20 protein-coding genes are annotated in these 25,757 nt (G+C 53.4%); 13 read left to right on the top strand and 7 right to left on the bottom strand.

The window, feature by feature from the left end; translation table 11 throughout:
• On the bottom strand, positions 1-1,611 hold the full coding sequence (locus tag HMPREF1627_RS09075; protein WP_034503161.1) for an ABC-F family ATP-binding cassette domain-containing protein: 1,611 nt from the start codon (positions 1,609-1,611) through the stop codon (positions 1-3).
• Positions 1,612-1,711: 100 nt separating this feature from the next.
• On the opposite strand from HMPREF1627_RS09075, the gene HMPREF1627_RS09070 reads away from it, so the two are divergent.
• Genes HMPREF1627_RS09070 through HMPREF1627_RS09055 form a run of 4 tightly spaced genes read left to right on the top strand, consistent with a single transcriptional unit; the run spans position 1,712 to position 6,828 of the window.
• Positions 1,712-2,389 (top strand): queuosine precursor transporter, encoded by a 678-nt coding sequence (locus HMPREF1627_RS09070; protein WP_034503156.1) that lies wholly within the window; start codon positions 1,712-1,714, stop codon positions 2,387-2,389.
• The gene (tgt, locus tag HMPREF1627_RS09065) at positions 2,386-3,693 is read left to right on the top strand and encodes a tRNA guanosine(34) transglycosylase Tgt (protein ID WP_034503152.1); all 1,308 of its coding nucleotides are present in this window, start codon (positions 2,386-2,388) and stop codon (positions 3,691-3,693) included. The genes HMPREF1627_RS09070 and tgt overlap by 4 nt, the downstream gene beginning before the upstream one ends.
• Before the next feature lie 44 nt (positions 3,694-3,737).
• On the top strand, positions 3,738-5,540 hold the full coding sequence (locus HMPREF1627_RS09060; RefSeq protein WP_034503149.1) for an AMP-binding protein: 1,803 nt from the start codon (positions 3,738-3,740) through the stop codon (positions 5,538-5,540).
• On the top strand, positions 5,533-6,828 hold the full coding sequence (locus HMPREF1627_RS09055; RefSeq protein WP_034503146.1) for an AI-2E family transporter: 1,296 nt from the start codon (positions 5,533-5,535) through the stop codon (positions 6,826-6,828). The genes HMPREF1627_RS09060 and HMPREF1627_RS09055 overlap by 8 nt, the downstream gene beginning before the upstream one ends.
• Positions 6,829-6,845: 17 nt before the next feature.
• Here the strand turns inward: HMPREF1627_RS09055 and HMPREF1627_RS09050 are convergent, their stop codons facing one another.
• From HMPREF1627_RS09050 to HMPREF1627_RS10530, 4 genes are all read right to left on the bottom strand, one after another.
• Complete coding sequence (locus tag HMPREF1627_RS09050) at positions 6,846-10,112, bottom strand: error-prone DNA polymerase (RefSeq protein ID WP_034503142.1); 3,267 nt, start codon at positions 10,110-10,112, stop codon at positions 6,846-6,848.
• A gap of 45 nt (positions 10,113-10,157) precedes the next feature.
• Positions 10,158-12,011 (bottom strand): DEAD/DEAH box helicase, encoded by a 1,854-nt coding sequence (locus HMPREF1627_RS10825; RefSeq protein WP_234305307.1) that lies wholly within the window; start codon positions 12,009-12,011, stop codon positions 10,158-10,160.
• A gap of 1,324 nt (positions 12,012-13,335) precedes the next feature.
• Positions 13,336-14,949, bottom strand: a complete 1,614-nt coding sequence (locus HMPREF1627_RS10265) for a hypothetical protein (RefSeq protein WP_081940809.1) — start codon at positions 14,947-14,949, stop codon at positions 13,336-13,338.
• Positions 14,927-15,397, bottom strand: a complete 471-nt coding sequence (locus HMPREF1627_RS10530; RefSeq protein WP_034503128.1) for a hypothetical protein — start codon at positions 15,395-15,397, stop codon at positions 14,927-14,929. Before HMPREF1627_RS10530 ends, HMPREF1627_RS10265 begins: the two co-directional genes overlap by 23 nt.
• A gap of 98 nt (positions 15,398-15,495) precedes the next feature.
• On the opposite strand from HMPREF1627_RS10530, the gene HMPREF1627_RS09020 reads away from it, so the two are divergent.
• Together HMPREF1627_RS09020 and HMPREF1627_RS09015 are read left to right on the top strand one after the other, a co-directional pair.
• A complete protein-coding gene (locus HMPREF1627_RS09020; protein ID WP_034503125.1) occupies positions 15,496-16,035 on the top strand; it encodes a YbhB/YbcL family Raf kinase inhibitor-like protein in 540 nt (179 codons plus the stop codon).
• Position 16,036: 1 nt separating this feature from the next.
• Positions 16,037-16,498 carry a tRNA (cytidine(34)-2'-O)-methyltransferase gene (locus HMPREF1627_RS09015; protein WP_034503120.1) on the top strand — a complete coding sequence of 154 codons (462 nt, stop codon included), beginning with the start codon at positions 16,037-16,039 and terminating at the stop codon, positions 16,496-16,498.
• On the opposite strand, the gene HMPREF1627_RS09010 is transcribed toward HMPREF1627_RS09015, so the two are convergent.
• Positions 16,495-17,019 (bottom strand): hypothetical protein, encoded by a 525-nt coding sequence (locus HMPREF1627_RS09010; protein ID WP_052040917.1) that lies wholly within the window; start codon positions 17,017-17,019, stop codon positions 16,495-16,497. The two genes, HMPREF1627_RS09015 and HMPREF1627_RS09010, sit on opposite strands and share 4 nt — an antisense overlap.
• A 169-nt stretch (positions 17,020-17,188) precedes the next feature.
• Here HMPREF1627_RS09010 and lpdA point away from each other — a divergent pair, with 169 nt between their 5' ends.
• From lpdA to HMPREF1627_RS08975, 7 genes are all read left to right on the top strand, one after another.
• A complete protein-coding gene (gene lpdA / locus HMPREF1627_RS09005) occupies positions 17,189-18,562 on the top strand; it encodes a dihydrolipoyl dehydrogenase (RefSeq protein ID WP_034503116.1) in 1,374 nt (457 codons plus the stop codon).
• Between the two features lie 25 nt (positions 18,563-18,587).
• A complete protein-coding gene (gene sucB / locus HMPREF1627_RS09000) occupies positions 18,588-20,360 on the top strand; it encodes a 2-oxoglutarate dehydrogenase, E2 component, dihydrolipoamide succinyltransferase (protein ID WP_034503114.1) in 1,773 nt (590 codons plus the stop codon).
• 194 nt (positions 20,361-20,554) lie between these two features.
• Positions 20,555-21,133, top strand: a complete 579-nt coding sequence (locus HMPREF1627_RS08995) for a YagU family protein (protein WP_034503110.1) — start codon at positions 20,555-20,557, stop codon at positions 21,131-21,133.
• Between the two features lie 94 nt (positions 21,134-21,227).
• A complete protein-coding gene (locus HMPREF1627_RS08990; protein ID WP_034503106.1) occupies positions 21,228-21,923 on the top strand; it encodes a DUF4191 domain-containing protein in 696 nt (231 codons plus the stop codon).
• 127 nt (positions 21,924-22,050) lie between these two features.
• Positions 22,051-22,983: an ABC transporter substrate-binding protein gene (locus HMPREF1627_RS08985; protein WP_034503102.1), complete on the top strand. Its 933-nt coding sequence runs from the start codon at positions 22,051-22,053 to the stop codon at positions 22,981-22,983.
• Between the two features lie 33 nt (positions 22,984-23,016).
• Positions 23,017-23,910, top strand: coding sequence for an amino acid ABC transporter permease (locus HMPREF1627_RS08980; RefSeq protein WP_034503099.1), 894 nt, complete (start codon positions 23,017-23,019; stop codon positions 23,908-23,910).
• Entirely contained in the window at positions 23,907-24,683 is a 777-nt protein-coding gene (locus HMPREF1627_RS08975) for an amino acid ABC transporter ATP-binding protein (RefSeq protein ID WP_034503095.1), read from the top strand. The genes HMPREF1627_RS08980 and HMPREF1627_RS08975 overlap by 4 nt, the downstream gene beginning before the upstream one ends.
• Positions 24,684-24,728: 45 nt before the next feature.
• Here HMPREF1627_RS08975 and HMPREF1627_RS08970 read toward each other — a convergent pair whose 3' ends face one another.
• Entirely contained in the window at positions 24,729-25,754 is a 1,026-nt protein-coding gene (locus HMPREF1627_RS08970; RefSeq protein WP_034503091.1) for a GNAT family N-acetyltransferase, read from the bottom strand.
• Between the last annotated feature and the right edge of the window lie 3 nt (positions 25,755-25,757).

Here is a 25,757-nt window from a genome sequence, read left to right as displayed (position 1 = left end):
TCAGGTCAAGGTGACGAGGTCAAGGTAGGAGTCATCCCACAGGTCCTCGTCCGCGTCTGGCAAAACAAGCACGCGCTGCGGTGAAAGCGCGGTCACTGCACCAGGATCGTGGGTGACCAGCACGACTGCTCCTTCGTAAGAGTGCAGCGCATGCAAAATCTCCTCGCGCGAGGCGGGATCAAGGTTGTTTGTCGGTTCGTCCAGCAGTAGGACATTGGCGCCTGAGACAACCAGAGTTGCAAGCGCAAGACGTGTCTTTTCGCCGCCGGAGAGTACATGCGTGGGTTTATCGACGTCATCGCCGCTAAAGAGGAACTGACCGAGAACATTGCGGACATGAGTATCGTCGAAATCGGGCGCGCTATGGGACATGTTCTCTCGAACTGTCGCCGTCATATCCAAAGTGTCATGTTCCTGCGCGTAGTATCCGATTTTCAGTCCATGACCGGCTTCGACGACTCCGCTGTCGGGCTCTTCAACTCCGGCCAAGAGGCGCAAGAGCGTTGTCTTTCCAGCACCGTTGAGGCCGAGGACAACGACCTTCGATCCCCGATCAATTGCCAAGTCAACACCGGTAAAGACCTCGAGGGATCCGTAGCTCTTTGACAGGCCCTGAGCACTTAATGGCACTTTGCCGCACGGAAGTGGATCTGGGAATCGCAAGCGCGCAACCTTTTCTTGAACGCGTTCAGCCCCAACAGAGGCAACTAGCTCCTCCGCACGACGCAGCATTTGCTGAGCAGCAACCGCTTTTGTCGCCTTGGCACGCATCTTTTCGCCTTGAGCACGCAGTTGTTCGGCTTTCTTCAGTGCGACAGCGCGTTCTTTTCGGCGACGGCGTTCATCTTCTTCGCGTTGTTTGAGGTAGGCAGACCAACCAAGGTGATAGATATCGACCTCTGCTCGGTTGGCATCCAGGTAGAGCACTTGATTGACAGTGTCACCCAAAAGCTTCACATCGTGGGAGATAACGAGTACTCCGCCCGGGAAGGTCTTGATCCAATCGCGAAGCCAGATGATTGAGTCGTGGTCTAGGTGGTTTGTCGGCTCATCAAGCAATAGGGTGTCTGCCCCTGAAAAGAGGACACGGGCCAGCTCCACGCGGCGCCTCTGGCCGCCCGAGAGAGTCGACAGAGTCTGAGACAAAACCCGATCATCTAAACCAAGAGAATGGGCGATTTGCGCTGCCTCGGCATTGGCGGCCCAGCCGCCAGCTTGAGTAAATTCGTGATCGAGACGAACGTAGCGTTCCATCGCTTTTTGCTGGCGATTTCCCTCTGTCGTCGACATTTCTTGTTCTGCGCGCTTAATTTTCTTGATGATCGCGTCGATTCCGCGAATTGAAATGATGCGATCACGTGCGAGTTGATCAGGATCTCCTTCACGTGGATCTTGAGGAAGATACCCAATCGTTCCGTTGCGCGTAATGGTCCCCTCATACTGGGCGCTTCCATGATCCTCTTGCCCCGCAAGGAGCCTCATGGTTGTGGTCTTTCCCGCCCCGTTGCGACCGACTAAACCAATGCACATCCCTTTATCAATCCTGAAAGAGGCATTGTGGATGAGCTCGCGTGGGCCGATACGCAACGAAAAATTGGAAACATTGATCACATATTCATTCTAATGGGCGCCTCCGCCGGCGCCCAACGCGCACTCGGGTAAGGACTGCGGGCACAATAGAGAGGTTGACAATATGCAGGAAGGAACCCCGATGACCGAGCCGACTGGGCACACCAAAGCTCCCCGAGTTTATGACATTGTTGCCGTCAGTTTCGTTGCTTTCTTATTGATCTCTAATATCGCTGCAACAAAGGTGACAGTGCTCGATGCTGGCCCGATTCACTTGGTATTTGACGGCGGCGCGGTTCTCTTTCCCTTGACCTACATCCTCGGTGATGTGCTCTCCGAAGTGTATGGTTTCGCGCGCGCACGCAGAGTCATCATCATGGGTTTCGCAGCTTCTCTTCTTGCCTCACTGACTTTCTGGGTTGTGCAATCAATCCCCGCTGGCCCCGGATACGAGAACCAAGATGCCTTCGTCGCGGTGCTCGGTTTCGTTCCTCGAATCGTTGCCGCATCGATCGGCGGATACTTGGTCGGTCAGCTCATGAACTCCCTTGTTCTGGTGAAGATCCGACAGCGCTGGGGTGCAGACCACCTCTGGGCGCGTTTAATCGGTTCGACTCTTGTCGGCGAGGCTTTTGATACCGTCATTTTCTGCACGATCGCCTTTGCTGGAATCATTCCCGGAAGCGAGTTCCTCAACTACATCATCACGGGCTATGTCTACAAGGTTGGAATCGAAGTTGTTTTCCTCCCCATCACGTACCGCGTGATTGCTTTGGTTCGCAAGGTTGAGCATCTGCGCCGTGAAGAGGTCCTAGCATGACTCTTTCGTCTCAGTGGATTGGCGCCCCTATCGATGTCGATTCCTCGTTCCCCCAGTCCAATCAAGATCGCGGTTTTGACTGCCACACGCGCCTTGAATACGGCCCAGGTCTTGGGCGCACCGGCACCCTTCACACTGCACACGGCACGATTTCTACCCCCGCATTCATTCCGGTGGGAACTAAGGCGAATGTTAAGGCGCTTGTTCCTGAAATGGTGCGAGGCCTCGGCGCTCAGGCGGTCCTTGCCAACGCCTACCACCTGTACCTCCAGCCGGGTTCGGATATCGTTGACGAGGCCGGGGGCTTGGGTTCTTTTATGCACTGGGCAGGTCCGACCTATACGGATTCGGGCGGCTTCCAGGTTCTTTCCTTGGGCGCCGGATTCAAAAAAGTCCTCTCTGCGGAGTTTTCAGGCGATGCTGATTTCAAGGATCCCAAGCTCAATAAGCAAGCAGTCAAGGCATCCCGAGCAGTTGTTGACGATGAGGGCGTGGTTTTTAGCAGTCACATTGACGGTTCCAAACACCGTTTCTCGCCCGAAGTTTCCATGCGCATTCAGCATGAATTGGGTTCCGACATTATGTTCGCCTTCGATGAGCTCACCTCTTTGCTCCATCCACGCAGCTACCAAGAAGAGTCTCTGGAACGCACCCATGAATGGGCAAGTCAGTGTCTGGCAATCCACCGCCGATTGACCCAGGAGCGTGTGGGTAAGCCCTATCAGCAGCTATGGGGAGTCGTTCAAGGTGCTCAGTACGAGGATCTTCGACGCATCGCCGCCCGCACACTGGCTGAAATGAATGTCGATGGACAGATCTTCGACGGCTTTGGGATCGGCGGAGCTCTCCAGAAAGAGAACCTCGGAACGATTGTGTCTTGGGTGAGTTCGGAACTTCCAGAGGACCGTCCGCGCCATCTTCTGGGGATTTCCGAACCTGACGATCTCTTCCGAGGCGTCGAGGCCGGTGCCGATACATTCGACTGCGTGAATCCCTCGCGCGTGGCACGCAATGCGGCGATTTATTCTCCCGACGGCCGTTTCAACATCACGAATGCTCGTTTTAAGCGCGATTTCACTCCTCTTGTTGAAGGCTGTGGGTGCTACACCTGCACGCACTACACTCGCGCCTATGTCCATCACCTTTTCAAGGCGAAGGAAATCCTCGCTTCAACGCTGACCACTATTCACAATGAGTGGTTCACCGTTCGCCTAGTTGATGCCATCCGAGATTCGATTAATACCGGCGAATATTCGGACTTTAAAGAGGAAATGCTTGGGCGTTTTTCAGGCACACAACGCTGAAACCTACGGTAACGTAGGGTCAGACATTCCACTAAGGAGGAGACATGGTCTCAGAGCTGACGGCGAAGTCGAGGCTTCAGTATGATCCCGGTACTCCCTACGAGGTTCCGGTCGCTGATACCTCCCTTATTACCCTTCTCGAGACATCCGCGCGCCTCTACCCTGAGCGAATTGCGATTGACTACTTGGGGGCAACGCTGACATACACTCAGCTCTACGCTCAGGTTCTCCGCGCTGCACAGGTGCTCGTTGAAAACGGCGTTCGCAAGGGTGATGTTTGCGCGATCTGTCTGCCTAACTGTCCTCAAGCATTGGTCGCTTTCTACGCCTGTATGCGCATTGGCGCCGTTGCAGCCCAGCACAATCCTCTTGCGCCAATCGAAGAGATCCATCAGCAGTTGGATCGCCATCACGGAAAAGTCGCTATCGTTTGGGAAAAATCTGTCGACGCCTTTATCCGTGAGGGAGATCAGGCTCTCGACTGTGTTTTCACCGTCGATATTTCGGCGCAAATGCCTCGTAGCTCGCGCGCTTTGCTCAAACTCCCCATTGAAAGAGCACGCTCCACACGCGAACAAATGCGCGGCGAACGTCCCAAGGGAACCCACTCATGGGATCACGCGGTTGCGCGCGCACGCCTCGTCCACCCAGACACCCCCGGCGCCTCGCCCCAAGACCTTGCCGTCATTTTGCACACCGGTGGCACCAATGGCGTTCCCAAATCCGTTCCGCTTACCCATCGCAATATTGGCTCGAACGTCAACCAATGCATCATGTGGGTGTGGAAGCTCCATGAGGGCGCGGAAACTTTCTACTCTCTCCTCCCCTACTTCCACGCTTATGGACTGACTCTCTTGATGTGCGCTGCTGTTCGCCTTGCTGCGACCCAGTTGGTTCTCCCCAAGTTTGATGTCCATCTGGCACTAGAGGCTCACAAGCGTCATCCAGTCACCTTCTTCGTGGGGGTTCCTCCCATGTTCGAACGCCTCATGGAAGGCGCACAAGAAGAGCACATCGATTTGACTTCGATGAAATGGTCATTGTGTGGCGCAATGCCGCTGTCTCAAACCCTTGCGCAGCAGTGGGAAGAAGCCACTCAGGGAATGGTCATTGAAGGCTACGGCATGTCTGAGACTTCCCCGGTGATCGCTGGAGTCCCTCTTGCAGCCAATCGTCGCCATGGTGCTTTAGGACTAGTCTTCCCCTCAACTGACATTCGCTTGGTTGATCTTGAAGATCCTTCTGTTGATGTTGAAGAAGGGACCCCCGGTGAAATCATCGTTAAAGGTCCGCAGGTGTTTAGCGGTTACCTTGGGGCTCCTGAAGAAACTGCTCGCGTCTTCACCGAGGACGGATGGCTGCGCACCGGTGATGTTGCGGTTATTCGCGATGGGTTCTTGATGATGTCGGACCGAAAGAAGGAACTCATTCTTTCGGGCGGCTTCAATGTCTATCCTTCACAGGTCGAGGATGCGATCCGTTCGATGCCCGGAGTGAAGGACGTTGCTGTCGTTGGTCTTCCCTCGGGGGATGCTCGAGAGGAAGTTACTGCAGCACTGATCTTGGAAGATGACGCTCCGATGATCACCCTGGCGCAGGTGCGTCAGTGGGCGGAAAAGTATGTTTCTCACTACGCACTCCCACGCCAGCTTGCCATTATTTCCGAGCTGCCGCGTAATCCTTTGGGAAAGGTCATGCGTCGAAAGGTCAAGGAGCAACTTCTTGATCCAGCAAACCGCATGTTTTCCAGTGCTTCCAAAGCAATTGGCGAGGCCGCGGCTGCGGTAAGCGAACGTCTTTCTCCTACCGATACTTCCGTAGACGATAAAGACTCCGACAATGAGTAAACAATCCCCCGACAAATCGATGAGATTGGTCCGTCACTCTCGCGCAATCGTTGATTCACTGAGCCGAGGGGCGCAGCGTCTCGGCTCTTCAACTGCGCAAAGACTGCGTTCCGGTCGTAAGAGCGAGATTGAACCCCGTCCTTTGTCTCCGCGTCGCACAGTTCAGTGGGTTCCACCCCAGCGCGTCGAGCGCCGGGGCGCGCGTGCTTCATCGTCGGATGCTCGAAAGCCTCTGATCCCCCGGTGGCTTGCGCAAGCGGGGTATGGATCGTGGGCGATCATCGGTGTACTGATTGTGATCTCCGCTGTTGTCTTCGCAATCGCCCAAGCAACGCCGGTATTTGTTGCAATTTTCGTTGCCCTCTTGCTCACCGCGATTTTGAATCCTTTGACGAACTACCTCAATCGCTGGGTGAACCGCTGGATTGCAGTTTTCGCTGCGCTTTTTGCGTTTATCGGGACTTTTGTTGCCCTGTTGACCCTTGTTGTGTCCTCCATCGCGGGACAATGGCCGAATCTTCTTTCAGAGGTGGGCAATGGTCTGGGCAAGCTTTCTGACCTTGTTGCCCGTCTGCGTCTTCCTTTCCAGATCCCGCTCAATGATCTCAGCCATTTGAATGAAACTCTGATCGCTCAAGGAAAGAGCTTTATCGCGTCCAATTGGTCAGGACTGCTCAGCGAAACTCTGGCGAATGTTTCCAATGCTGCGGTCGTCGCCTCGGTATTGGTCCTCGCGTTCTTCATCACGATCTTCTTCCTCCACTCCGGTGGACAGATGTGGGACTGGTTCGTCTCTTTGCTTCCCTATCACCGACGCAAGATCACCAATCGAGCTGCGCAAGCAGGCTGGAGTACTTTCTCCGGCTATGCGCGAGGAACGATGCTGGTGGCTGGAACAGACGGCCTCTTTGCTGGAATTTTCCTCCAATGCATCGGGGTTCCTGTTGCCCCTGCTCTTGGTATTTTGGTTTTCATCGGTGCTTTCATTCCGCTCATCGGTGCGCCTACAGCGATGATCCTTGCAATGATCGTTGCTCTTGCAGCAAAGGGCATCATTACAGCAGCAATCGTCGGGCTTGGAATCGCATTGATTGGCCAGATCGAAGGTCATATTCTCCAGCCGCTCATCATGGGGCACCAAGTTTCTCTCCACCCGGTCGTCGTCGGTATCGGCGTCATGGTGGGAACCTTCACCGCTGGACTCCTCGGCGCGATTATCGCAATTCCGATTATTGCGGTTGCTTGGGCGATCTTCTCTGAGCTTTATACTCCGCGCGAACGCAGCTAGCTCGCGGTAGGAAAGTCTCAGCGGAAATCTCGAGAGTTCAAACGTAGCTGAGTAGAAAACGGATAAATCCGAAAAGCTCGGATGCTTCGCGTACCATAAGCATTTTCGCAGTACCCATCGACGACTACCGCAGAGGCCATCACTTCACGTCGATGCTGCTTCCACGTCGCCTCTGTAACTGTCACGTTGACGCTGCCGCTCTCGTCTTCCAAGCTGAGAAAGAGTACCCCGCCTCCACTGCACGGACGCTGTCGATGCGTGATAATTCCTGCAACTCTTATCCTCGACTGATTTTCTTGACGGAGAATCTCGCAGGCCGGAATTACTCCCTGTGCGTTCATCTGTTTTCGGATCAATGCGAAAGGATGGGTCGTAACAGATAGGCCCATGACTTCATAATCCAGATTCATCTGCGAAACAGAATCGAGCGGTGGAAGGGAAGGAAGATGGTACTCCATCCCAAGTCCTTCCAACATCGGTTGGTACTCCCGGTCTTCACCGCCATCTTGTCCTAAGACACCACTGGCCCAAATTCCTTCGCGGCGCTGATATCCCATCGAATCGACAGCACCAGCTTGAGAGAGCCTTTCAAGATCTGCGCTGCGAAGCCGGGCACGCGAGGCAAGATCCTCAAGATCTTGATAGGGGCCTTCGTGACGCCCTCGGAGGATCCTTTTGATACTCCCCTTATCGAGGCCTCGGATCATATCGAGGCCAAGAACGATCCCCCACTCGGGATGGACATCAACCAGTCCTTCTTTGCCTTCCATTCCTATTCCGCATGCTTCCTGTGCTCGCTCAGCGCCAATAACCTGCACGATCTTGCTCAGCGGAAGAACCTGCGTGGACTCTAGTGAAAGGTTTACGTCAGGTGCGCACACACGCAAGCCGTGGCCTCGTGCATCGTGCACGAGAGAGGAAGGGGAATAAAAACCCATGGGTTGATGGGAAAGGATCCCCGCATAAAAGTGCTCGGGATAGTGGACCTTAAGCCAAGCGGACGCATAAACGATATATGCGAAAGAAAAAGAGTGAGATTCCGGAAAGCCAAAATCAGCAAATCCATGGACCTGTCGAAAGACTTCTTCGCAAATTTCCATCGGGATACCCCGATCTTTCATCCCTTCAATGAAAGGACCTCGCAGTTTTTTCATTTTCTCCGCGCTACGAGAAGAGCCCATGGCTCGACGCAATTCATCAGCCTGAGCAGCAGAAAAGCCCGCAACATCCATAGCGATGTGCATCATCTGTTCTTGAAAAAGAGGAACTCCCAAGGTCTTTTCTAGAGCCGGACGCAGAAGAGGATGAAGATAACTCACCTTTTCTTCCCCCCGACGACGACGCAAATACGGATGCACCGATTCTCCTTGAATAGGACCGGGACGAATGAGTGCGACTTCAATGACAATGTCATAAAAGCAACGCGGCTGGAGCCTGGGCAAAGTATTCATCTGCGCGCGAGATTCAACTTGAAAGACTCCCATCGTGTCTGCTGCGCACAACAAGTCGTACACTCGCGGGTCTTCGTCTTCGAGCTCATAGAGGGAAAGAACTTTTCCTTGCGAATTTCGAATCCCTTCCTTCTCAAGAGAATCAAAAATCGCACCCAAGGCTCCAAGCATTCCCAGCCCAAGGAGGTCAAACTTCACCAATCCTGCGTCTGCACAATCCTCTTTATCCCATTGGATCACGCTTCTTCCACGCGTTTTTGCCCAGCGAATAGGGCAGATCTGGCTCACGGGATGTTTGCTGAGGATCATTCCTCCCGAGTGAATCCCCATATGACGCGGAAGCCCGCTCAAAAGCTGAGCGCAGGTGGCAAGCATCAGCTGCGAAGGGGCCTTGTCTGTTTTGTGACTCTCTTCCCTTCGCTGAGCTCGACTTGGAACGTGAGTCGCATCAATTCCCAGAGCCCTGGCAGCATCTTTGTAAGCCAATTGCGAACGGTACGTAATCACCGTTGCCACTTGAGCGGCACGTCTTCTTCCATAGCGTTGGTAGACATATTGGATGACTTCTTCGCGTCGGGCACTGTCGATGTCGATGTCGATATCTGGGGCTCCTGAGCGTCCCGGGGAAAGAAAACGCTCAAAGAGCATTCGATGGCGGATAGCATCAACTGCTGTAATCCCCAAGCAATAGCAGACGGCAGAATTCGCTGCAGAACCACGTCCTTGGCACATAATTCCCCTCCTTCGACAAAAATCCACGATGTCGTAGACGATGAGAAAGTAGCCAGCAAAATCAAGCTGTCCGATAATCGACAGCTCATGGTCAATAACCTCCCACGCGTGCGGGTTGGCGGATCGGGGACCATAGAGCTCCTGCGCTTTTGCATAGGAAAGCGCAGTGAGCCACGAAATCGTTGTATAGCCTTGAGGAACCTCCGTCTCGGGTAAATCCCAGGTATCAAATGACATCGGATAATAGCATTCACGCGCAATCCCAGCTGCGTTGGAAACCGCCTGAGGAGCCCTGCGATGAAGGGCAAGCATTTCTTCTGCGCTCTTCAAAAAAGAATGCTGGGCTGGAAGAAGATAGCGAATCTCATCCAAAGATTTGCTTTGTCTTAGAGCACACAGAAGGTCCGCTCGATACTTTGAGCCCGGAGAAGCCATAGTGACGCTACCCGTAGCAGCAAGAGGAAGTTGATGCTTATGCGCGAGATCAGCAAGCTCGGCCCCCATGTCGTCTTCCCCGGGCCGCAGCACGCTTTCAACGATGATGCGCTCGCGCCCGAAGAGGGAAATGAGGTCATTGAGAAAACGATCCGCTTGGTTTCTTCCCTGCGCATGCAAAATTCGCCTGAGAGGTCCGCGGGGCCCTCCCGTTAAAATCCGTATATCCTGCGCATTTTCGGCAATATTTTCGAGGCCGTGGCTGGGGTTTTCGCCATCTGCGTCCTCAAGTGTTCGTTCACTCATCAGCGAGCACAGGTCTCGATATCCATCGCGAGATGTTGTGAGGATCGGTAAGCGAATTCCGGTATCTTCCCATCCGCAAGGAAGACCCCAGCCAGGTGTTCCTATCGAGGCTTTGGCATCGTAGCGAGAAAACTGAGTGGCAGAAAGAGTGAGTTCAGTTCCAATAATCAACGGGAAAGATGACTCGCGTGCGGCCTGCAGGGAGCGGATGAGGGAGTACATTCCATCTCGCTCTAACAGAGCAAGAGCGTCAAGACCGAGCTGCCTGGCGCAGAGGATATAGTCTTCTGGAGCATCTGCCCCCTCTAAAAACGTGAAGTAGGAGTGCGCGTGCAACTCGGCATAAGGATGGGAAACCACCCCCCTATTATATCGAACAGATGTTCGATAGCTATTGCTGGGGTTTCACTCCCCCGCGCCCAAAAGTTCGATCAATTGATCAATATCCATCCCTTGAGTGCCCCCATCACCAACGTCATCAACGACGGTATCAATCAGCCTTTGCTTATGCGCTTGAAGCTGACAAACTTTCTCTTCAATCGTGTCCTGGGCAACTAGACGATAAACATTGACCGCGCGATCTTGCCCGATCCGGTGTGCCCGATTAATTGCCTGAGCTTCAACAGAAGGATTCCACCACGGATCCATGATGTAGACATAATCTGCTTCCGTGAGCGTGAGTCCAACACCCCCGGCCTTAAGAGAGATGAGGAAAACTGATTCTTCCCCTCTACGGAATTTCGCGATCACTTCCTCACGCTTTCGCGTCTTTCCTTCAAGGAGAAGACATGAAATTCCGCGCTGTTTCAAAGCAGTATCGATTCGTTCAAGAAAACTCACGAATTGACTGAAAACAAGTACTTGGTGGCCTGCAGGGACGATTTGTTCCAAATGCGAACACAGTAGATTAATTTTTGCAGAACCGACCCCCTCATAGCGCTCATCGACAAGAGCCGGATCAAGGGAAAGCTGCCGCAGCCGTGTGAGCGCTGCAAGAACTTCAAATCGCCCTTGAGATCCTTCATTATTGAGCTGAATACGAAGGAGCCGAGCACGCTCACGAGTAAGGTAGCGGTCGTAGATCTGGCGTTGCCGCCCTTCTAGGGGAACGGGAAGTAAGGTTTCGATGCGATCGGGAAGTTCAGGTGTCACTTCTTCTTTCGTACGGCGAAGGATGAATGGAGCAATCAGCGTATGCAAAAGTTCTAAAGCACTGTCTTGCTGAGTCCCTTCAATGGGTCGCCGGAATTTCTCATTGAAGTGCGCATGCGTCGACAGGAGACCAGGGACGCTTAAAGACATTAATGCCCATAGGTCCTCCAGTGAATTTTCAATGGGAGTTCCGCTCATGCAAATTCGCCAGGGAACATGGAGTTCTTTCACACTTCGGTAGAGGATCGTGCGCGGGTTCTTGAGAACCTGCGCTTCATCGATGACAAGGCCACTGAGTGAGTGCTTGCTCCACAAAAGGTGGTCCATTCGGAAGAGAGTGTGTGAAGTGATGACGATGTTGGATTGAGGGATGTCATCCCACGCGTGCGGATTTCGCTGATGAGAGGCGCGAAGCACGCACGTCCTGAGCTGCGGAAAACAGCTCGCGGCTTCATCTGCCCAGCTTGAAATGACGCTGGTCGGAACAAGAATCAAGACGGGTGATTCAAGACTTCCTTCCTCGCGAAGAGCATCGATTGCTGCAAGGACCTGCCTGGTTTTTCCCAGCCCCATATCGTCGGCAAGAATGCATCCAAAACCTGAGGAAATCCGGCTGTGAAGCCAGTTGCGACCTTCAAGCTGATATGGGCGAAGACGCGGGTCTTGATCGTGATCCGTGTGGGACTGGGCGCTTAGCGCAAGTTGTTTTAGGCCCTGAGTGCGGGAGCGCCATTGCAGGTCTTCTTGCGCGACATCAACTGTCTGGCTCAGGCTTTCCCACAGCCCAAGTTGTGAAGTATGAAGACGAATATCATCAATCGAACGCGATCGCGTCAGTTGCGCAGCTCCGCGAAGCAGGACGCGAAGACGTTCGACGTCAACACCTTCAAGGCGAGCCCACCGTCCATCCGTAACACGAATGTATTCTTCACCTGAAGAAAGTGCCTTCAAAACTCGTGAAATCGGAATTTGCTCGTTACCAACTTGGATAGCGACGTGAAGCCCCCACCAATCCGGAGAATCTGTTGCCTCGATAGCAGCAGTAACAGTCGCTGTTTCTTCGCTGAGAGTTAATTTCCTGAGGCTGTCGTCAATATCCCAGCACACCGATGAGAGCGGCCACGTTCCAATCTCCTGTATGAATGCGGGGACTTGAGGGAGCGAAATTAAAAGGCCTTGGACACTCGGATGAAGTGACGCCGAGGCGAAATAATGTCGTAAGAGAGCGTGTGCATCATTAAAGTCGCCTTGAATATCCTGATCAAGCTGTGAAATTTTTGTCTGGGGGGGCAAAACGACACGGAAATGTTTATTTCCAAGGTGATATTCCAGTGCCCATTCGATCTGTGCATACATACGGTTTTTGGGATGCAAAATGATCCGGAGCTTTGGCTGGCAGCCTTCTACAGGAAAGGTTCCCGTCGATGAGATGCACTCAAAATGCTCGCGCAATAATGGCAGCCATTTGAACAGGAAATCCCCAACGGATTTAGTAGGGATCTGAACGATCTGATTGGGCAGCACTTCATCATCGATATCCTCGTCACTTATTGCCCCATCACCGCCGTCACAAAAGGTCAGCGACATATGCGGGGCTCGCCGAGGAAAAGGGATTTCTTCGTTTGTTCTGGTGACATAGTGGCGGTGGTACGTGAGCTCAAGATTCTTCTCAGTTAGATTCATGTCGATCACGAGGCGAGACGAACTAAGTTCGAAGTGAAATCTCTGAAACTGCGGTGTTAAAAGAGTGATTCCCCCGCATTGAAGTCGATATAGCCATCGCGGCGCCTCCGTGCCAAGAGAATCCAGGCAAACGTCGTATCCCGTTGAGATATATCCCTGAGATTTCCGGCTGCACTGGTAGAGGCGACGGAGAAGTTTCAGCTGCTCAGGTGCTAGAGCATCAATAACCCCACCCCAGCGCGACTGCGCCAATTCCGCCCAGCTCAACCTGCGAGGCGGTAGATGGTCTTTGTTCAAACGCACTGGAGTCAACCACACCGGGTCTGCGGGATCATGTGCGTCAATCACAAGCCCTAAGGATTCTCCTCCGTCCGTTGAAAGCAGGATCTCAAGATCACGGTTCCATGCCGGTTGACGTGTACGCTCCTCACTCGCAGAGAACACATTGTCTATCGCGCACTGAAGTAAAGCTGCAGCATGAGTACAGTCGCCGTTAAGAAAACACGCACATTTCAGACGTAGATGCGGGAAAGGTAAGGAAGACGCATATTCGATCTCGCTTCGATAAGACACACCTTTTGCACGTACCCGCGCCCAGACGCGCTGGTCTTCCCATGTCACGTCTTGAACGTCACCGCGTTTGAATGCAAGCGCTCCTTGTGCCCATAGAGCATGACCGACACATGCCGTTGCCCCCTCCTCGCCACAGGAGAGTAGCGCTGCGCGGATCGGTGATGTGTCCATCCCTTCAGGATAATCCACACTCAAAAGAAGCCTCACATTCATATATCCCCACGAGGCTCCACCCATGATGGTTCCACATCAAAAGCAGATCTGGAGAAGAATCAGACTTCACTCGAAGGTAATGAGTCTGCGGGTCATGGGACATATCCTCGGCTGGTTCAGACCACCATTGCTGAGGCACAGCCCATGGCCCATTCCAGGACAGAACGTGATATCGGTATTCTTCTCCAAAGGCACAGACTTTTACTTCTTGAGGGCTGCTTGTCAAAGCAGATCGTCCATTAACACGTACATCTACTTTTCGGAACCCCTCGATCTTTCCATAGACCTCCGCTGGATATGGATGGACGCATAGCCTTGATGGAGCGTCTTCGATTCCCCCTTCAAGACAAGTCACTTGTTCTTTTTCTTTTCTTTCATCAACAGAGGCGAATCCTGCGCGTTGAGTGGGTGAATATCCAGGAATGATACGAGGAATACGAATGGCATTTTCACCTTTATAGGCACAAATTTTTCGCAGAACAGAATCGCGTTGAGATGACTCACCTGCCCGCCATAAAGCTCGTGAAGCCCCCACACGCTCGCAGTGCTCAGCCCGCACATTCACGCGTACAAAGCCCTGCTCACTTTCAGAAGCAGACAACCAAGCAACCAACTGCCATCGAATTCGATCGGCAATTTCATCTTCCTCTCCGTCTATCCCCCACCATTGCCGTTCATAAGATTGCGATGCAGAATCTTGAGCACTCACAGCGATACTGGAACAGCGCAGTCCACGAGAATCCAACTTTTCGCAGATTTGATGTGCTAAGCGTCGCGCACAAAATGTAACTTGCTCCTCGCGTTCAAGGCTCTCTTCACATTCTTCTTCCACTTGAAGATCGTCGAGAAGAATCTGCCTCTCAGGAAGCCATAGATCTTTTCCCGTGAAGAGTTCCCACACATGTTTTCCAATGCTGCCAAAACGCGAATACAGGGCAGCAGATCCCATTTTCCGAATATCGATTCCTCTTGTAATCCCAGCAGAATGACACGTCTGTACGAACTGAGAAAGTGCGCTTTGCTGTTTTGGTGGAAAAAGAGAAAGGCACTGATGGACTTCGAGATGATCAAGAAAATCTTGAGTGTCTTCTGGGGCAAGAATTATGCCGCGCCTGGCCGCGCCATAACTTGCAAGAGGTCCAGAAGCTATTCCAACGTTGCTCTCTGAACCGGTGCAATCTGAAATAGCATCAACAAGATTTTCAGCTAATTGCGCTTCTCCCCCGCTCCAGCGAGCAGCTCCAGCGGCCGGAGCCCAGGCAAGCCCCGGATAAATGCAGGCTATTCGAGCGATCCACTGCTCGCATGCCCGCAAAATTACTTCAAACGAAGAAATTTCCCGGCGCATATCGAATGGAAGAACTAAAAGATCAGGGCATAAATACCGCGCCATCGATACTTTCATCCCCTGCCTGACACCGCATTTTCGAGCAGGCGGAGTGACGACCCGTATATATCCTCCTGTTTCAATTGCACCATGAGTTCCGGGAGGAATGTCAACAACCAAAGAATTCACAGGCCAATTAGGGATCCACACCATGACATAGCGCATATCAAACAGCCTTTCGTCTTTCATACATTTGATCGCACCAGAGCCTGCTCATCCCTCCCCACGAGACAGCACTAAAAAGTGCAGCTCTTTCTTGACGTACTTGAGCGCCGAGACGACGCATATCGCCAATTTCTAAAGGGCACTTTCCGAGATAAAGAACCCTGTAGTGAGGAAGGAGTAAAGAGACGATGCGCGCGTCTGCCGCGGAGGATGGAACATGCACGCAACGCGCAAGATCAAGGCCTTGCTTGGCGGCGTATTCCCATCCAAAGTCATCAGCACCTATAAGGGCACAGGAGTTTTCTTCGCCGGTGAGCGCCACTAAAATTCGGGTCAACAGTGAGTAGTTATCCCCGAATTCCCACACACCCGTACAACTTGATACACGTTCCCAAGACGCTTGGTTTTGCTCAATCCCCAAACGAGTTTCAACATCATTCAAAACCTGGCGGGCAATATCTAGACGCGTCACACAACCACCTCAATCGAACAAGTGTTCTATTAGTGTATGTGGCTCCGCCTCATTTGCGTCCACTTTTGATCCACTTCGAGAAGTGAAAGAATAACGCCATGCATCTCTTTGACCGCCCGGCCGCCCCGAATCCTTATGACGCTTTGCCGCCGACCCAGACTTTTACTCTTGAATCCAACGACCTGACTGACGGCCGGCCCCTTCCCTTGCTCCATAGCGCGCAGGGAGGAAACGTCTCACCACATCTGCAATGGAGCGGATTCCCTCAAGAAACAGAGAGCTTCTTTGTTTCTTGTTTTGACCCAGATGCCCCGACCCCTTCAGGTTTTTGGCATTGGATGATCGTCGATCTCCCCTCTTCATGCACTTCCCTTGCCCAGGGGGCTGGGCGCTCAGATCTTGAACTCGATGGAAGCGCCTTCCATCTACGCGGAGACCACGGCGATCATTCCTACTTCGGAGCAGCACCTCCAGCGGGAGATCGCGCACACCGTTACATCTTTTCGGTCCACGCACTTGATGTCCCCACCTTGCAATGTGATGACGAGATCTCTTTGGCGATGTACTCGTTCCTCGCAATCGAGCATTCCATCGCCCGCGCCACTTTGACCGCTACTTTCTCTACCCCACTGAACTGACATGCTTCACATCATTTTTCTTGAACCTGAAATCCCCGGAAACAGCGGAGCTGCAATCCGCTTAGCAGCCTGCACGGGAGCCTTCCTTCATTTGGTCGAGCCCCTGGGATTTGATATGTCCGATACCAAGCTCAAGCGCGCAGGCTTGGATTACCACGACCTCGCACATGTCAAAGTCCATCACACCTTCGATGAGCCTCTTGCAGAGGTTCCAGGGAGGATCTGGGCTTTCACCGGACACGCATCACGCCACTACAGCGACATCACCTACGCCGATGGCGATGGGCTTCTTTTTGGCCGAGAATCCGTTGGCTTGCCTGATTGGGCGATGTCTCACCCTCGAGTCAACGAGTGCGTGCGCATCCAGATGCGCGAAGGCATCCGCTCTCTCAACCTTGCAAATTCCGCTTCCATTGCCCTATACGAGGCCTGGCGCCAGCTTGGCTTCCCCGACGGAGTTTAGTGTTTCGCCCCTGTTATTTTTGACGAACGTAAGCTCAATCCCGGACGCTCAACTTGCTCGGCGAGCTCAACGATCCTGCGCGGATTCGATAACCACATCCAGATAGCACCGATGAGCGCAACAGCAAGCGGAAGGTAGGAGTAGTCACTCCCAAACGAATTCCACGCATTTCTTACCAGAGCAAGCTGCGACAGATGATTCTGGGCTAATCCACAGACCAGTGGCCCAATAAGCCCTAGAGCAATCATGCACCAACCAAGGATGCGCATGCGTCGCCCATTATGCGTCAAGGCAACGGCGGCAATTACATAAATAAGACCGATAAAGATGGCAGTGAAGCGTACCCACAGTGGCACATCACGGCGATGATACGCATCGACAACGGCCAAGGTAGTAACAGCAAGACTGAACAACCAGTACAGAGCAATGACAAGTCGACCAGAACCACGTGACGGTGGCCGGTTATCTTGAGACTGCTCGTGTGCTGCTTCGCTCACTTCTCCTCCTTCGTTTAGTGCCATAGTAGTTGTTTATCCTGAGAAAGCTCGTCATTTTCGACTGCGCAACATGTGGGCTGTCTAACCGATTAAGCAGCCAATTTCTCGCGGACAAATACAGTGACTAGTGGGAGAATAGGACCTAAGTCGGACATTGAAGGTCCGTTCTCTTCGCTATCAAGGAGTGGAACACGTGAGCGAGTCTGTATACGACCTCGTCATCCTCGGTGCAGGGTCAGGCGGCTATGCTGCGGCTTTACGCGCCTCCCAATTGGGATTGAAAGTTGCCCTTATCGAAGGTGACAAGGTTGGTGGAACCTGCCTCCACCGTGGCTGCATCCCTACAAAGGCATATTTACACGCAGCAGAGACTGCCGATGCGATTCGCGAGTCCGATACCTTTGGAGTCCAAGCTACTTTGCAAGGAATCGACATGGCCAAGGTTGGTCAGTATCGCGATTCCATTATCAACAAGCTTTTCCGAGGCGTTCAGGGGCTGCTCTCTTCGCGCGGCGTTGACGTGATCGAGGGCTGGGGACGACTTGCTTCCCCTGACACCATCGAAGTTAATGGCCGCCGCATCGTCGGCCGGAACATCATTTTGGCAACAGGCTCTTACTCACGTTCAATTCCTGGACTCGATATCAGCGGCCGAATCATCACATCGGATCAAGCACTCCAAATGGAGTGGGTCCCGCAGCGTGCAGTTGTTCTTGGTGGTGGCGTTATTGGCCTCGAGTTTGCCTCTGTGTGGCGTTCTTTCGGCGCGGAAGTCACCATCATCGAGGCGCTTCCACACCTGGCGAATAACGAAGACGAAGCCGTTTCCAAGCACCTTGAACGTTCTTTCCGCAAGCGTGGAATCGCTTTCCACACCAATACGCGTTTTGCAAGCGCCACTCAGGATGATTTCGGCGTTCACGTTGCAACTGAAGATGGCAAGACCTTTGATGCAGATGTTCTCCTGGTTGCCGTCGGACGCGGTCCCGTCACCGAAGGGCTCGGCTTTGAAGAGGCCGGTATTCGCATGGAACGTGGCTTCGTCCTGACCGACGAACGTTTGCACACCGGAGTTGGCAATATCTATGCAGTCGGAGATATCGTTCCTGGCCTTCAGCTCGCACACCGCGGCTTCCTCCAAGGAATGTTTGTCGCTGAAGAGATTGCTGGCCTCGCCCCCAAGCTGATGGATGAGTCCGGTATCCCGCGCGTAACCTTCTGTGAGCCTGAAATCGCTTCTGTTGGCCTGACCGAAAAGCAGGCCCGCGAGAAGTACGGCGACCGTGTGCGCACTGTCGAATACAATCTCGCTGGTAACGGAAAGTCCAATATTCTTGGAGCGACTGGCTTCATTAAGCTAGTCTCCGTAGAAGGCGGGCCGATTGTCGGATTCCACGGCATCGGTGCGCGCATCGGTGAGCAGGTCGGAGAAGGCGAGCTCATGGTCAACTGGGAAGCCTACCCCGAAGATCTCGCAGCGCTGATCCATGCCCACCCGACGCAAAACGAAGCTATTGGCGAAGCAGCGATGGCTCTGGCCGGTAAGCCTCTCCACGCACACAACTGACCAGCCACCGACAAGGAGATTGAACATGGCAACCGCAGTGATCATGCCCGCTTTGGGTGAGTCGGTAACAGAAGGCACCGTCACCACCTGGCTGAAATCCGTGGGCGATACCGTCGCACTCGATGAGCCCTTAGTCGAGGTTTCCACAGATAAAGTGGACTCTGAAGTTCCCTCCCCAGCAGCGGGCGTTCTTCTGCAGATTCTCGTTGCAGAAGATGAGACCGTTGAGGTCGGCACACAGCTGGCCGTTATTGGAGATCCTTCCGAGGCCCCTCAAGATGGCCCCGCGCCCGCACAAGAAAGCGCTCCCGAGCCCACCTCTTCCGCTCCCATCGAAGCACCTGTTTCGGCTCCCGCTCCGGCTGCCTCGTCGCCAGTCGCCGGAACCGAGGTACTTATGCCGGCATTGGGTGAGTCCGTCACCGAAGGCACCGTCACCACGTGGCTGAAGTCCCTCGGCGATGCCGTTGAACTCGACGAGCCTCTGGTTGAAGTTTCGACCGACAAGGTAGATTCAGAGGTTCCCTCCCCCGCCGCTGGTTTCCTAGCAGAGATCCGCGTAGCCGAAGACGATACTGTCGAGGTGGGCACTGTCTTGGCTGTTATTTCTGCTCAGGCACCCACGGGTAGCGCTGCGCCTGCTCAGCCGGTCGCGCCCGCAGCAAGCGCGCCAGCACCGGTTGCGCCTGCTGTTTCTGCTCCGGCAGCTCCCGCAGCACCTGCGCCTGTCGCACCTACGCCGAGCGCACCTGCTCCGGTCAGCCCGTTCCCGACTGTGGCCTCGTTGGCTGAAACCGCAGCAAAGGGCGAACTTGCCACCCCGGCACCTGCTGAAGTGACAGCTACCGGCTATGTCACGCCGATCGTGCGCAAGCTTGCCCGCGAAGCAGGTATCGACCTTGCTGAGATCACGGGCAGCGGTATTGGCGGACGGATCCGCCGCGAGGATGTCGAAGCTGCGATTGCAGCACGAAAGGCTGCTCAGGCTCAGCAGGCACCTGCTAGCCCAGCGCCTGCACCAGCGGTTCAATCTGCAGCATCGGCAGGAGAAAACGTCTTTGCCGGCCGTGAGGCTTCACCGCTGCGCGGAACAACGGAAAAGATGTCACGTTTGCGACAGACCATCGCCCGTCGCATGGTTGAGTCACTGAGCACCGCTGCACAGCTCACAACGGTCATTGAAGTTGATGTCACTAAGATCGCTGCTCTACGTGCGCGCGCCAAGGATTCTTTCGCGCAGCGTGAGAATACCAAGCTCACTTTCCTGCCGTTCTTCGTCAAGGCAGCTACCGAAGCTCTGCGCTTCCACCCAAAGGTGAACGCAACGATCAACGACAAGGAAGTAACCTACTTCGATCACGAGAATATCGGCATTGCAGTCGATACTGAGCGAGGCCTTCTCGTTCCGGTCATCAAGGGAGCCCAAGAGCTTTCCTTGGCGGACATTTCTCGGTCGATCAACGACCTCGCAGCACGCACACGTGAGGCGACCATTGGCGCGGACGAATTGTCCGGTTCAACCTTTACGATCACCAACACCGGTTCGGGCGGCGCTCTCTTCGACACACCGGTCCTCAACATGCCTGAAACAGCAATCATGGGTGTTGGGACTATTGTGAAGCGCCCCGTTGTAGTTAAGGATGCACTCGGCAACGATTCCATCGCTATCCGCTCGATGGTCTACCTGTCGCTGTCCTATGACCACCGCTTGGTCGATGGCGCCGACGCATCGCGTTTCTTGATGGACGTCAAGCGCCGTCTCGAAGAAGCTGCATTTGAATCAGAACTGGGTCTGTAAACCTAACTGATTTCAAAATGGCGGTGGGCAAGCTGATGCTTGCCCACCGCCTTTATTTCACTGCGTCAGAAACAGTGTCTGTATCTAGCGACCGACGTTCAAACATGAGAAACTGTCAACCGATATGCGGGGTTGCGTCGCCTCGCGACGCGCTCAATATCCATGCTCATCAGTATCGATAGAAAAGCTCGAACATGTTCAAAAATCTCTTCAAGAAGACCGATCCCAAGCGCCGTCGTGTTGGTGTCGCAGCTGCAGTCGGCATTTTAGGCGGTATCTTCTCGGCAATCGTCAAGTTCGGCTGGGAAGTTCCTTTCCCTCCGCGCACTCCTGAGCGCAATGCCACAAATCCTCCTCAGATGCTTTTGCAGCAGCTTGGAATGACCTCGGATCAGGTGCACACCACCGTCAGCTTCAACGGCAACGATAACTTGCCGATCTACTCCTTCATCATCCACTTCTCTTTTGCGATTATTTTCGCCCTGTTCTACTGCATCGTTGCAGAGTACTTCCCCGGCATTAAGCTCTGGCAAGGTGCAGCATTCGGCCTCTTGGTATGGATCGGTTTCCACCTGATTCTCATGCCACTGATGGGTACCGTTCCCTCCCCCTTCCCCTGGGTTGAGGGCGGACAAAGTTGGGCCGAGCACTTCTCAGAGGCCTTGGGGCACGTCGTATGGTTGTGGTCGATCGAAATCGTTCGTCGCGATATTCGCAATCGAATCACACACGAGCCCGATGCAGAGGTTCCTCTTCCCGAAGCAACCCGCTGATCATCACACTTGGGGGGTGTGAAGCTCACAACGAGCTTCACACCCCCTTTTGTATTCCTTTGAGTGAGAAAAACCCGCTAACATTGGAGCTGTTATGAGCGAGAAAAGTACACCTCAGAAGAAACGGCGTTTTTATCACAACTTGATGGACGCCTTCCGTATTTGTCAACGAACCTACCCGTGGGTCGGATGGCTCATGGCCGGTGTTGTTGTGGTTGCAACCGCATTGGGCGTGCTTGCAGCCGCCCTGACACATTCAGGCTGGTTCTCGCTTACTTTCCTGGGCTTCTTAATCGGCGTTCTCATTGCGACATTCATTCTGTCTAACCTGACCGACCGCGCAACCTATGCACAAGTCGAAGGACGTGTTGGCCAGGTATATGTCGCTATTAGCCGTATTCGCAATGGTTGGATTGTCAATGAGCAGCCGATTGCTGCTAATGCCGAGCAGGACCTTGTCTGGCGCCTCGTCGGACGCCCCGGAATTGTTCTTATCTCAGAAGGCCCAAGTTCTCGAGTCCGTCCCCTTCTCGAGCAAGAACGCAAGAAGGCGCAGCGCCTCATGCGTAATGTCGCCATTACGACAATCCAGGTAGGTACCGGTAAAGGCCAGGTGCGCCTCGCCAATCTGCTTCGCGAACTTCGTAAACTCAAGAAGAATCTGACGCGCGACGAAGTCCCCTTGGTTAATCAGCGTTTGAGCGCTCTCGACAGGCGTTCAGCCCCGATTCCTAAGGGAATTGATCCCGCTCGGGCTCGCCCCAATCGACGCGCATTACGAGGACGTTAAACACGCTAAGGCCTGCAGACCACCGGTTTGCAGGCCTTCACTTTTGTTGTCGATGTCACCCTGACACATTATGCATAATATGCATCGTAATGTATGGTTATTGCATTAGACGTTCAGGAGAGACATCATGAAGACAAAGATTATTGCAATTCCATCCGTCCTAGCCCTAAGCGCACTGAGCATTACCGCTTGTTCAAATCCCGATGAAAAGCCTGCTGCCGCAGGCACCTCATCAAGCTCGCAGACAAGCAGTGACCTGAGCTTCGACACTTCATCAATCCAGGCCGTTCCAGAAATCGAGGCCTTGGTTCCCGAATCAGTCAAGAAAGCTGGCACCTTGAAGAACGGCGCATCGATCGACTACGCGCCCGCAGAGTTCTTCAAATCCGATGGGAAAACGCCAACTGGGTATGACGTGAATATGGCCGATGCCATCGCCCACGTTATGGGCCTCAAGGGCGCAACCACTGAACACGCAGAGTTTGCCACGATCATTCCCTCTCTGGGATCAAAGTTTGATGTCGGCATTTCAGGTTTCACCATTACAGCTGATCGCGAAAAGGAAGTTAACATGATCAGCTTCATTGAAACAGGGACGGCATTCGCTGTTGCAAAAGGAAACCCCAAGCACTTTGATCCCACGCATGTATGCGGAACAACTGTTGGAGTCCAAAACGGCACCTTCCAATTTGACTACATCACCCAGCTGTCCAAGGAGTGCACCGATAAAGGTGAAAAGGCCGTAACAATCATGCCTCACGACCTTCAGACTGATATCGCTGTCCGCGTGGCGAGCGGACAATACGATGCGACTCTCGCAGACTCCCCCGTAATTGGCTACACGATCGAGCGTTCAGAAGGATCCTTGGAACAGGTTGGTGATGTTGTTGAATCAGCGCCACAGGGGATCATCGTTTCCAAAGATAACGAACAGCTCACAAAGGCGATTCAGGCGGCCGTCCAGTACCTGATGGATAACGGTTACGTTGAAAAGATCCTATCGACCTACGGGTCAAACCAAGGAGCACTCAAGACTGCCCAGATCAATCCGCAGGTCTGAGCGTCACCTTCATCAAGCTTGAGGTAATCACACATGTCTATACAGACCAAAGACGGCGTCAAACTCATTCAGTCAAAGCCGGTTTTTCACCTAGGCCGCTGGGTTAGCGCCATCATCGTGGGGTTAATGGCGCTGGGGCTGGCCTATATTCTCGTAACAAACCCGCAATTCAGGTGGGATGTTGTCTGGAAGTGGCTATTTTCAAAAATGATCATGACAGGCCTGTTCATGACGATCGTTCTAACCGTTTTGTCCATGACTTTAGGCACGGCACTAGCGATCACCATGGCTGTTATGCGCCAATCAATTAACCCGGTCTTACGGGGAGTGGCCTCTGCCTACATCTGGTTTTTCCGTGGAACACCTATTTACACGCAGTTGATCTTCTGGTCTCTATTACCGACCCTCTACCGGACAATTACTCTGGGAATCCCCGGAACAGAAATAGGTTTTAGCCTCGAAACTCGCGCATGGTTCACTCCTTTCTGGATGGCATTCATCGGCCTTGGACTCAACGAAGGCGCCTACCTCGCTGAGATTATTCGAGCCGGCATCCTCTCAGTCGATCAAGGGCAGTGGGAAGCAGCGACTGCGCTGGGGATGAATCGCGGGAAAATCTTCCGTCGGATCATCTTGCCTCAGGCGATGCGCGTGATTGTTCCTCCCATTGGGAATGAAACTATCTCGATGCTCAAGACGACTTCTTTGGTCAGCGCAATTCCTTACACCTTGGAATTGACCTTCGTGGCTAACCAAAAAGGGCAAGAACTTTTCCAACCAGTGCCTCTGCTCATCGCGGCTGCGATCTGGTATCTGATCGTCACAAGTATCCTCATGCGAATTCAGAGCCGCATTGAGCATCACTTTGGTAAGGGCTTTGACTCGACATCACCTGGAGACACGACTTTCATTGAGGTAACCCCATGACAGACCAAACCGCGCTTATCCACATCGACAGCGTTCACAAGTTCTTTGGTGACCTCCATGTCCTCCGTGGAATCAACCTCGATATTGCCAATGGAGAGGTTTGTGTCATCATGGGGCCATCTGGATCAGGTAAATCGACTCTGCTTCGTTGCTTAAACCAGTTGGAAACGATATCTGCCGGGGAAATCCTGATTGATGGTGAGCTTCTGGGTTACAGAAAGGATCCAAATACCGGCGTCTATTACGACCTGACGGATCAGCAAATCGCTGCCCAACGCTCGCAGATCGGCATGGTGTTCCAACGCTTCAACCTTTTCCCGCATATGACTGCACTAGAGAACGTGATGGAAGGCCCGATCCACGTCTTGGATCGGGCCCGGAATGAAGTAAGAGAAGAAGCACAGGAATATTTGGAATTGGTCGGTTTAGGAGATCGGCTCAACCATTATCCTTCGCAGCTCTCAGGTGGCCAGCAACAGCGCGTGGCAATCGCTCGCGCACTCGCGATGAAACCGGAACTCATGCTCTTCGATGAGCCGACTTCAGCTCTCGACCCCGAGTTAGTTGGCGAGGTACTGACAGTTATGCAAAACCTCGCGCAGGCGGGAATGACAATGGTTGTCGTTACCCATGAAGTTGGTTTCGCGCGCGAGGTCGCCGATCATGTCGTCTTTATGGATAGAGGAACAGTTGTTGAAGAGGGAACACCAGAGCAAGTAATTATCAGTCCTCAAAGCCCTCGTACGCGAGAATTTTTCTCTAAGGTTCTCTAAGGAAAAATCGATGCTGATGATGTTTCGGAGGTCGAGCCCGACAGCTTAGGCCTCCGGAACATCGATTGCATACAATCGCGATTGACCGACGACTCTAAATCCCAGGTATTCAAAGACTGAAAGCATCGCTGAGCCTTCTGCCTGCGCGATTCCGGTAGCAATATGTGCCATACCATCCTCCGCTTGGGCAGACATCGAAGTTGCGACGAGAGCGTCAAGGACTCGACTTGTCCTCCACTCATCCCCTACCCCGATCTGATCGATGTAGCCTTCCTTCCAGCCGAGCGCGACCCAATCTTGCTCATACTTTGACGACAATACGAAACCCGCAATACGGGGGCGATCGGAGCGCCGGTCAACGGCAATGAAGGACCATTCTGGCACGAAGGAGCTTCGTCCCATGGTCCATTGCTCTTCAGTCATGGCCGAGATGCCCTGTTGCTGGGCTATGGAGTTTGCAGCCTGACGCAATTCCTCGTCCCACTGTGGGCTCCATTGCTCGATGGAAATATACGAGCCAAGCGAAGGAATAACAGGAAGAGGGCGCAGCTTCGCTCGCAGATCGTAGTATGTGCGTTCCCAATGGAAGCCTTGAGATTTCAGTGCGCCTTCAAGATCGTCTTGCCAGTTTTCAACATAGCTGACAATCGCACGGGCACCGTTTCCTTCATAGCGCTCAAGCATCGCCTTCGCTGACAGAATTTGCCAGTCAACTAAGGCGCGCCCAAGCCCGATACGACGAAAATCAGGATCGACTCCTCCTTGGCATAGACATTCAATGCGTCCAGAGGCACGCAATCGTGTCTGGGCGAAGGCTACCATCCGCCCCGAAGCCATTCCTTTCGTTGCTATTCCAACGATTCCTCTCCATTGAGTGGAGGAAGAAAGCATTTCAGCAACTTCACCTAATGCTGTGCGATACGGTGGGTTATCGCGAGCCTCCATGCGCGCAAATAGTGCACCGAGTGCGTGAAGATCGTCCTCGGTGAGAAGACGCCACGTAATGCCGTGATGCTCTGGAGGAAAGGGCGGGATGCTGTCCTGATTTCCTGCGAGTTGAAATGAAACCATTCA

It is taken from the genome of Actinomyces sp. S6-Spd3, assembly GCF_000758755.1.
Classification (GTDB): Bacteria; Actinomycetota; Actinomycetes; order Actinomycetales; family Actinomycetaceae; genus Pauljensenia.
Note: the sequence above shows the minus strand (reverse complement) of the source record. Positions and strands in the feature narration are given on the sequence as shown.